The organism is Streptomyces sp. NPDC058221 (assembly GCF_042882365.1).
GTDB lineage: Bacteria > Actinomycetota > Actinomycetes > Streptomycetales > Streptomycetaceae > Streptomyces.
The window spans coordinates 1-8823 of the sequence record NZ_JBHVWF010000226.1 but is presented as its reverse complement, the minus strand read 5'-3'; the positions used below and the strand labels follow the sequence as shown (position 1 = coordinate 8823).

5 protein-coding genes and 1 pseudogene are annotated in these 8823 nt (G+C 68.4%); 3 read left to right on the top strand and 3 right to left on the bottom strand.

Annotated features, from left to right (window positions below; translation table 11 throughout):
* Window positions 1-123 precede the first annotated feature (123 nt).
* The gene (locus ACFVW8_RS36990; protein ID WP_389698045.1) at window positions 124-1191 is read right to left on the bottom strand and encodes a multicopper oxidase domain-containing protein; all 1068 of its coding nucleotides are present in this window, start codon (window positions 1189-1191) and stop codon (window positions 124-126) included.
* Window positions 1192-1453: 262 nt separating this feature from the next.
* On the opposite strand from ACFVW8_RS36990, the gene ACFVW8_RS36985 reads away from it, so the two are divergent.
* The gene (locus tag ACFVW8_RS36985; RefSeq protein WP_389698043.1) at window positions 1454-3943 is read left to right on the top strand and encodes a ThuA domain-containing protein; all 2490 of its coding nucleotides are present in this window, start codon (window positions 1454-1456) and stop codon (window positions 3941-3943) included.
* Complete coding sequence (locus tag ACFVW8_RS36980) at window positions 3940-6177, top strand: OmpL47-type beta-barrel domain-containing protein (protein WP_389698041.1); 2238 nt, start codon at window positions 3940-3942, stop codon at window positions 6175-6177. Before ACFVW8_RS36985 ends, ACFVW8_RS36980 begins: the two co-directional genes overlap by 4 nt.
* 21 nt (window positions 6178-6198) lie before the next feature.
* On the opposite strand, the gene ACFVW8_RS36975 is transcribed toward ACFVW8_RS36980, so the two are convergent.
* Together ACFVW8_RS36975 and ligD are read right to left on the bottom strand one after the other, a co-directional pair.
* Window positions 6199-7299: an ABC transporter permease gene (locus ACFVW8_RS36975; protein WP_389698039.1), complete on the bottom strand. Its 1101-nt coding sequence runs from the start codon at window positions 7297-7299 to the stop codon at window positions 6199-6201.
* Window positions 7296-8306, bottom strand: coding sequence for a non-homologous end-joining DNA ligase (gene ligD, locus ACFVW8_RS36970; RefSeq protein WP_389698047.1), 1011 nt, complete (start codon window positions 8304-8306; stop codon window positions 7296-7298). Before ligD ends, ACFVW8_RS36975 begins: the two co-directional genes overlap by 4 nt.
* A gap of 97 nt (window positions 8307-8403) precedes the next feature.
* Between ligD and ACFVW8_RS36965 the strand changes: the two are divergent.
* A pseudogene (locus ACFVW8_RS36965) lies at window positions 8404-8823 on the top strand (ATP-dependent DNA ligase); the annotation flags it as partial.

The window sequence follows — 8823 nt, the reverse complement described above, 5'->3', positions numbered from 1 at the left end:
CGCCTGGGTCGTGACCCGGGCGGGCGGCCCGTTCCCCGTTGACGGACACCCCGTTCAGCGGTGGTGTGCGCGCTTGGGTACGGCGCCACTCCATGGGACCGGCTGACTCCCGGATGCCGTACGTCACGACACGGCCTGGTGCCCCTCGTGCGCCGCACCCTTGTCCGGCGTCTTGGCATCCGGCTTCTTCTCGTCCGGCTTCTTCGCGTCCGGGGACTTCGTGGCGTGCGACGACATCGCGTGCGCCTCGTGTCCCGGCACCGTCCCGTCGGCCTTGGCGACCAGCAGCATGCCGGCCATGCCCATGTCGGAATGGCTCTGCACATGGCAGTGGTACATCCACGCGCCCGCGCCCACGTGTTCACCGGCGATGACCTGGAAGCCGAAGGAGTCAGCCGGCCCGACGATCTTCGTGTCGATGACCCGGGTCGGATCCTCGGGGCCGGTGAGCAGGCCCGTTCGGTTGTCGGCCCAACGGTGACCGTGGACATGGAAGGTGTGGTAATACTCGCCGTGCGTGATCATGACGACTTCGAGCCGGTCCCCCACCGTGGTCTCGAAGTCGGGGCTCTTGTCGGCGGGCTTGTTGTTGATCAGCATGTCGTTGAAGACGATCGTGATCGTCTTGTCCGGCAGGATGTCGCCCTCACGCCGGACGATCACCGGCCCGTAGAGCCCCTTGCGGATACCGCCGGTGCCGTGGTCGGTGCCGACGACGTGGTCGTGGTAGTGCCAGTAACCCGCGCTGCCCGCCTGCCAGGTGCCGTCCTTGCGCCGGCCCGGGGCATGGGTGCGCCAGGTGTACGTACGGGTCGCGCCGGGTTCGACGATGCTCTTGTTCATCCGCGTGCCGTCGCTCGCGATGTCGTAGTCGACGCCGTGCGCGTGGAGACTGGCCGCCACATCCATCGTGTTCTCGAACTCGATGTGCAGGGTGTCGCCCTCGTTGATCTCGATGAGCGGGCCCGGGATGGAGGCCTTCCCCTTCTCGAAGCCGTACCCCATCTGACCATCCGCCAACTTCTCCGCGTACATCTTGAGATGGCGGACCACACCCCCCGCCGGCGCCGTCCGGGGCGGGTTCTCGGCCGATGTGGCCTCGATCGCGCCGAGGGACAACGATGTCACGCCGGCCGCGGCCGCCACCCCGCCGCCCATCAGAATCCGCCGGTTGAAGCTCCTGCGATCCATGTCGAACTCCCCACTTTCAGACGGGTGTTGCGGAGAAAGCCAAGACAACTACGGCACGCGGCGCGGAGGTACGCAGGTCAGGGTGGTCGACGCCGACGGACACGGGAGGCCTCGGGGACGGGCCATACCGTAGCCCGGGGATCTTCGTTTATCCACACTAAGGACAAAGTTCGTTTCATTGCTGCCATAGCTATTGGCGAGTCGCGAAAAGAGGTCTAGCTTCATGCGCTGTTGCAGTGACCAAAGAGGGGTGGGTGACCACATGCAGCGCACACCACATCACAGGTCCAGATCGCGACGCGGACTTGCGGCGGCCGTAGCGGCCGGCGCACTGACCGCATCCCTGCTCGGCGGCAATGCCGCCAGTGCCAGGCCGTATCCCGGACCGCAGGAGTCCTTGGCGACAACGTTGTCCCTGCCGTCGCCGCCCGGCGGCGCCAACGTGAAGGTTCTGGTCTTCCATGCCTCCGCGTCCGAGGAGTCCCCGACGGTCGACGCCGGCATCGCGGCGATCGAGAAGATCGGGCTCACCGGGCCGGAGTCGGGCCGGTTCAAGACCGTGGCCAGTGACGACCCGGCCGTCTTCACCAACGGCAAGAAGCTCGGCACGTACAACGCCGTCGTCTTCCTGACGGGCGGTGGAGACGTTCTGGATCCGGAGCAGGAGGCCGGTCTCGAGGCGTACATGGAGGCCGGCGGCGGCTTCCTCGGCATCCATGACGCGGCGCGCACCGAGCCGTACTCGGACTGGTTCACCGGTCTGGTCGGTGCCCGTCCGGCCGCCGACAGCCCCACCTCCGTGCAGCGTGCGACGGTGGAGATCGGTGACCGGCAGCACCCGGCCACCAAGAACCTCCCGCTGGAGTGGAAGCGTCCCGACACGTGGCTGAACTGGACGGAGAATCCGTCCGGCGACGTGCACACGGTGGCGCGCGTGCGGGAGATCACCTACAAGCCGGGGGCGAGCGCCAACGGCTGGGACCACCCGGTCTCCTGGTGCCGTGACTACGACGGCGGACGGTCCTTCTACACCGCGATGGGCGGTACGGTCGACAGCTTCGCGGAGGCCGACTTCCGTGACCACCTGCGTGGCGCCCTCGACTGGACGACCCGGATCTCGCAGGCCGACTGCAAGGCGACGATCACCTCCAACTACAAGGCGGAGCGCGTCACCCAGCCCAACCAGCCCGGCAAGAACGACCAGATCGGTGAACCGCACGGACTGGTGACCGCCCCTGACGGACGCGTGCTGTACATCGGCCGCGGCGGCACCGACAGCAGCGTGCCGGTCGTGACCGACTGGGCCGACCCGAACGTCGGCAAGGGTCTTGGCCAGATCCATGTCTACGACCCGAAGACCAAGAAGGTCACCCTCGCCGGAGAGCTGACGGTGTTCGGCAACAAGGGCGGTGGCGACGAGCTGGTCAAGGTCGAGGAGGGGCTGCTCGGCATCGAGCTCGACCCGGACTTCGAGAAGAACGGCTGGGTGTATCTGCACTACACACCCCACGACAAGATCGACCGCGACAAGCAGATGGCGGTCCGTCAGGTCTCCCGCTTCACGATGGACCTGGCCACCAACAAGCTGGATCTGTCCTCCGAGAAGGTGCTGCTGCACTGGCCGGTCCAGATCCACAGCTGCTGCCACGCGGGCGGCGGCATGGCGTGGGACTCCAAGGGCAACCTGTACATCGCGGCCGGTGACAACAACTCCTCGCAGTTCAGCGACGGTTACTCGGGCAACAACCCGGAGCCGAACTACAAGGGCGTCTCGTTCTCCGATGCCAGGCGCACCGCGGGCAACACGAACAACCTCAACGGGAAGATCCTGCGGATCCACCCCGAGGACGACGGCACCTACACCCTGCCCGAGGGCAATCTCTTCACAGGCAAGGAGACGGACGAGGGCGGCGGCAAGACCCGCGGCGAGATCTACGTGATGGGGGTGCGCAACCCGGCGAGGATCTCGGTCGACAAGTCGACCGACACGCTGTACGCGGGCTGGGTCGGCCCCGACGCGGGCGAGCCGAGCACCACCTGGGGTCCGGCCAAGTACGACACGTTCGCCGCGATCACCCAGGCGAGCAACCGCGGCTGGCCGTACTGCATGGGCAACAAGCAGCCCTACCGGGACCGCAATCTGCCCGATCCGAGCAAGCCGCTCGGCTGGTACGACTGCGACCACCCCAAGAACGAGTCGCCCAACAACGACGGCCTGGTGAACCTGCCGCCGATCACGTCCAACAACATCTGGTACTCGCCGCAGGGCGGTGGCGTGGACTACCCGCGCGACGAGAACGGCATCCCGAGCTACAAGGTGGAGGACCAGAAGGAACTGCTGCCCTGGCTCAAGGGCGGCGGCCAGGCCACGATGAACGGCCCGGTCTACCGGTACGACGCGAAGGCCGGCGCCGACAAGTGGCCCTCCTACTGGGACGGCAAGTGGTTCGTCGGCGACTTCTACGACGACACCCAGCCGCGGCACGCCGTGCTCACCGACCCGAAGACGGTCGGCAAGGGCGGTCTGCCCACACACGCCGAGTCTCTGAAGGAGATCATCCCGGTCGGCGCGGACGGCATCCGCAACCTGATGGACTGGAAGTTCGCCCCGGACGGTTCGCTGTACGTACTGGACTACGGGCGCGGCTTCTTCACCTCCGACTCCAAGTCCGCGCTGTGGCGTGTGACGTACAAGGGCGGCGCACCGACCCCGGCCGTCAAGGACCTGGCCAGGAAGGCGGCAGTGCAGTGAGACACCGTTCGATCTTCTTCCGAAGGCGGTATCGGCCCGCGCGGCTGTGGCTCGCGCTGCTGGGGTCGTTCCTGATGGTGCTGGGGCTGACGTCGACCGCGGCTTACGGCCGTACGACGGCCCCGGTGGACGCGGCGGCCGACCAGGTGCTCACCTGGACGGCCGGCGACCCGATCGACCACTATCTGTCCGCGCCGAAGACGGCGGTGGCCGGCAAGGCGACCATCGTCTTCGAGAACAGTGAGGGGTCCGGGAACACCACCGGGATGCCGCACACGCTGACCTTCAGCGTCTCGGACCCGGAGTACAACAACGACGTCCCGCTGAATCTGCTGGCCAACCCGGGCGACGACCAGGGCGGCAAGCAGACCGCGGAGGTCACGCTCACCCCCGGCCGGTACTTCTACCACTGCACCATGCCGGGGCACGAGGCGATGCAGGGCATCCTGACCGTGACCGACGGAGGCGGCAGTGACGACACCACCGCACCCGAGACCTCGGCGAAGGTCGACGGGGACAAGAACGCCGACGGCGCCTACATCGGTTCCGCGACGGTGACCCTCGCGGCCACCGACGAGGGCTCGGGCGTCGACACCGTCGAGTACGCGGTCGGGGCCGACGGCGCCTGGCAGCCGTACACCGCACCCGTCGTCGTGGACGAGGTCGGCGCACACGCCATCCGCTACCGCGCCACCGACAAGGCGGGCAACGCAGCCGCCGAGAAGACGGCGGAGTTCACCGTCGCCGCACCGCCGACGGACGACACGACGGCGCCGGAGACCTCGGCGACCGTCTCCGGTGAGAAGGACGACCAGGGCCAGTACCTGGGCATGGCGACGGTCACCGTGACCGCGTCCGACACCGGATCCGGCGTCAACACCATCGAGTACGCGGTCGGTGCGGACGGTGCCTGGCAGCCGTACACCGGTCCCGTGATGGTGCACGAGGTGGGGGCGCAGAAGGTCCGCTACCGCGCTACCGACAAGGCCGGCAACGCAGCCGCCGAGAAGGCCGTGGAGTTCACCGTCGTCGAGCCGCCGGCCGAGGACACGACGCCGCCGGAGACCTCCGCGAAGGTCGAGGGTGACAAGAACTCCGACGGCGCCTACCTCACGAGCGCCACGGTGTCGGTCACCGCGACCGACGCCGACAGCGGGGTGGACAAGGTCGAGTACTCCCTCGACGGCGGCCCCTTCCTCGCCTACTCCGACGCGGTCATCGTCGACCGGGTCGGCTACCACTCCGTGGCCCACCGGGCCACGGACAAGGCGGGCAACACCTCCGAGGCGAAGAAGACGTCGTTCACCGTCGCGCAGAGCGGCGGCGTACCGGCGCCGAACTGCCCGGAGTTCGACGAGCGGCTCACCGTCATCGTGGGCACCGTCGACACCGGGGTCCCCAACCGGATCACCGGCAACCGCTGCACGATCAACGAGCTGATCGAGGACGAGAAGGACTGGTCGTCGCACGCGCTGTTCCTCAAGCACGTCGACAAGGTCCTCGACCAGCTCTTCACCGCCGGTGTGGTCGACGCCCGCGAGCAGAAGAAGATCTACAAGGCCGCCAAGCAGTCGGGGATCGGCAAGCCGGGCCAGGACGAGGGCTACACCAAGCTCTTCGACGGCACGGCCGCATCGCTGGCCAAGTGGGAGCAGGTCGGTGGCGGGCAGTTCGCGCTGAACGAGGAGGAGGGTTCGATCACCAGCTCCACCACGGTGGACGGCATGGGGATGCTCTGGTTCCCGGGCCGGCAGTACGGTGACTTCTCGCTGAAGCTCCAGTGGCGGGACGACGCCCCGGACGCGGGCAACGCCAACGGCGGTGTGTTCGTGCGCTTCCCGAACGTCCACGACAACCCGGAGGAACCGAATCCGGAGTGGGTCGCCATCAAGTACGGCCATGAGATCCAGGTCAACGACCGGCCGGACGGCGACATATACAAGACGGGTTCCGTCTACGGATTCGACCGGGTGGGCCTCAGCGGCGCCGGGGTCACCCCCAAGGGCACCTGGAACGACTACGAGATCCGGGTGGTGGACCAGCACTACTCGATCTACCGCAACGGTGTCCTGCTCAATGAGTTCGACAACAACGGCGGCCAGCTCTTCGAGCCGCCGCGGGACGACGACCCGGGCACCGACGGCCGGCGGTACGCCTCCGGTTACATCGGGCTCCAGGTCCACAGCACCTCGGACGTGGTCTCCTACCGGGATGTCCGGGTCAAGGAGCTGTAACCCCGGACGTCCGGGAACTGTTCAGCCGGCCGCGGCCGCATGCTCAGGCATGTGGTCGCGGCCTCCCGGGTGCCGGTGGCGCCACACCCAGAAGACGGTGATGGAGACCAGCGACCAGGCCGCGAGCACCAGGAACGGGAAGATCCGCTGATGCCCCTGGTAGTAGACGGCGGTGTGCTGGGCGTTGACGGAGGCGCCGGGCGGCAGCCAGCGGCCGATGTGCCCGAGCAGCGACGGCAGCAGCGGCCAGGACACGGCTCCACCGGAGGACGGGTTCCCGAGAATCACCATCAGGCCCCAGGTCGGGAGCATGGCCCAGCGCCCCATCAGGGTGTTGAACATGGTGAAGACCATGCCCGAGGTGAACATGGTGAGCGCGAGGATCAGCCAGGACTCGGCGAAGGGCAGATCGACGGCGCCCAGCAGCCAGTCCACCACCGCGGCGATGGAGAAGGCTCCCAGCAGGGAGTAGGCGATCGTGAACGCGATCCGTTCCAGCGGGATCAGGCTTCTGGCGTGCACGCTCAGCTGGATGGAGCCGACGAAGCCGATGATCACGGCGGCGAGTGAGATGTAGAAGAGCGCGAGTCCGCGCGGGTCGCCCTTCTGGAGCGGTTTGACGTCCGTGACGGAGACCCTGATGTCGAGCGTGTCCCCCACCTTGACCGCCGATTCCCCGAGCAGCTGGGCGACGGCGGCCCCTGAGGCACTGGCCACGTCGAGCGACACCCCGGCACTCCCGGACCGCACGATCGCGAAGACCTCCTGCTCCTCCAGCGCCTCACGCGCCGCGGCGGGGGTCTTGAAGACGTGGATGACCAGGGAGGCGTCCAGCGCCTTGTCCATCGCGGCGACGAACTCCTTGCCGCGGGCGGTGTCCGGCTGGCTGACCACAGCCGTCGGGATGTTGTGCGGGGTCGGATTGGCCATCGCGTACGTGTAGGAGCCGGCGAAGAGCCCGGCGGCGGCCGCGAGGATGAACAGCAGGACCGTTGCCGGGAAGTAGGGCGACTCCTTGTACGCCGCCCACTTCTGTCCCCGGGTCAGCGGCCGGCCGTGCGCTCCGTGCGGTGGTGCGGGATCGGGTCCGGGTGCGGCCGGTCCGGGGCCGGGCTCGCTCATGTCTCGTCGTCCTCGTCGTGTCGGGCGCGGCTCGGCTGGACCCGCTTCGGTTCGCCGGGCATCTTCGGGTACTCCGGCGGGTACGGCATGTCGCCGGGGCCGCCGTCGGCCTCGTGGCGGTCGGCGAGTTCGAGCAGCGCGTCGAGCCGGAAGGCCTCCTGGTCCATGTCCGCGTGCACATCGCCCTGTTCCGCGTACCGCTTCGGCATGGTCCGGAGGTCGAAGTCGCGGGGTTCGGCATCCTCGATCTCCTCCCAGCGCAGGGGGGCCGAGACCGGGGCGTGCGGGAAGGGCCGTACCGAGTAGGCGGAGGCGATCGTCCGGTCCCGGGCGGTCTGGTTGTAGTCGACGAAGATCCGCTCGCCGCGCTCCTCCTTCCACCAGGCGGTGGTCACCCGGTCGGGCATCCGGCTCTCCAGCTCGCGCCCCACTGCGATGGCCGCCCGGCGGACCTCGGTGAACGTCCAGCGCGCCTCGATGGGGACGAAGACATGGATGCCGCGGCCGCCGGAGGTCTTGGGCCAGCCGCGCAGCCCGTGCTCCTCCAGGACGGAACGCAGTTCGACGGCTGCCCGGACCGCGTCCGCGTAGTCGGTGCCGGGCTGCGGGTCGAGGTCGATGCGCAGTTCGTCGGGGTGTTCGGTGTCCCCGCCCCGCACCGGCCACGGGTGGAAGGTGAGCGTGCCGAGGTTGGCCGCCCAGATGACCGCGGCCACCTCGGTGGGGCACATCTCCCGGGCGCTGCGGCCGCTCGGGAAGGCGATCTCGGCCGTGGGGATCCAGTCGGGAAGGTTCTTCGGGGCCCGCTTCTGGTAGAAGAACTCGCCCTCGACGCCGTCCACGAACCGCTGGAGGGTGGTGGGCCGGTTGCGCAGGGCACGGAGGATCCCGGGGCCCACGGCCAGGAAGTACTCGGCCACGTCCCTCTTCGTGTAGCCCTTGTCCGGGAAGTAGACCTTGTCCGGATTGGACAGCCGGACGGGCCGTCCGGCCGCTTCCAGCTCCACCGCTTTGCCCGCTGCTGCCATGTCGGCCACGGTAGGCCGGGCGCACATATGGCGCATATCGGGAGACTCCGGTCGCCGCACGGTTCACAATCGAGTCATGGACCTCCCGGTGATGCCACCTGTGAAGCCAATGCTCGCCAAGTCCGTGAAACGGATTCCGCCAGGCATGCAGTACGAGGCCAAATGGGACGGCTTCCGGGCGATCGTGCACCGGGACGGCGACGAGGTGGTGATCGGGAGCCGCACCGGAAAGCCGCTGACCCGCTACTTCCCCGAGCTGGTCGGCGCGCTCCGGGAGAATCTCCCGCCGCGCTGTGTCGTCGACGGCGAGATCGTGATCGCGTACGAGGGCCGGCTCGACTTCGACCGGCTCAGTGAGCGCATCCACCCCGCCGATTCCCGGGTCCGGCTGCTGGCCGAGCAGACCCCGGCCGCTCTGGTCGCCTTCGACCTCCTCGCGCTGGGCGACGACTCGCTCATGGACACCCCGCAGTCGGGCCGGCGCAGGGTGCTGGAG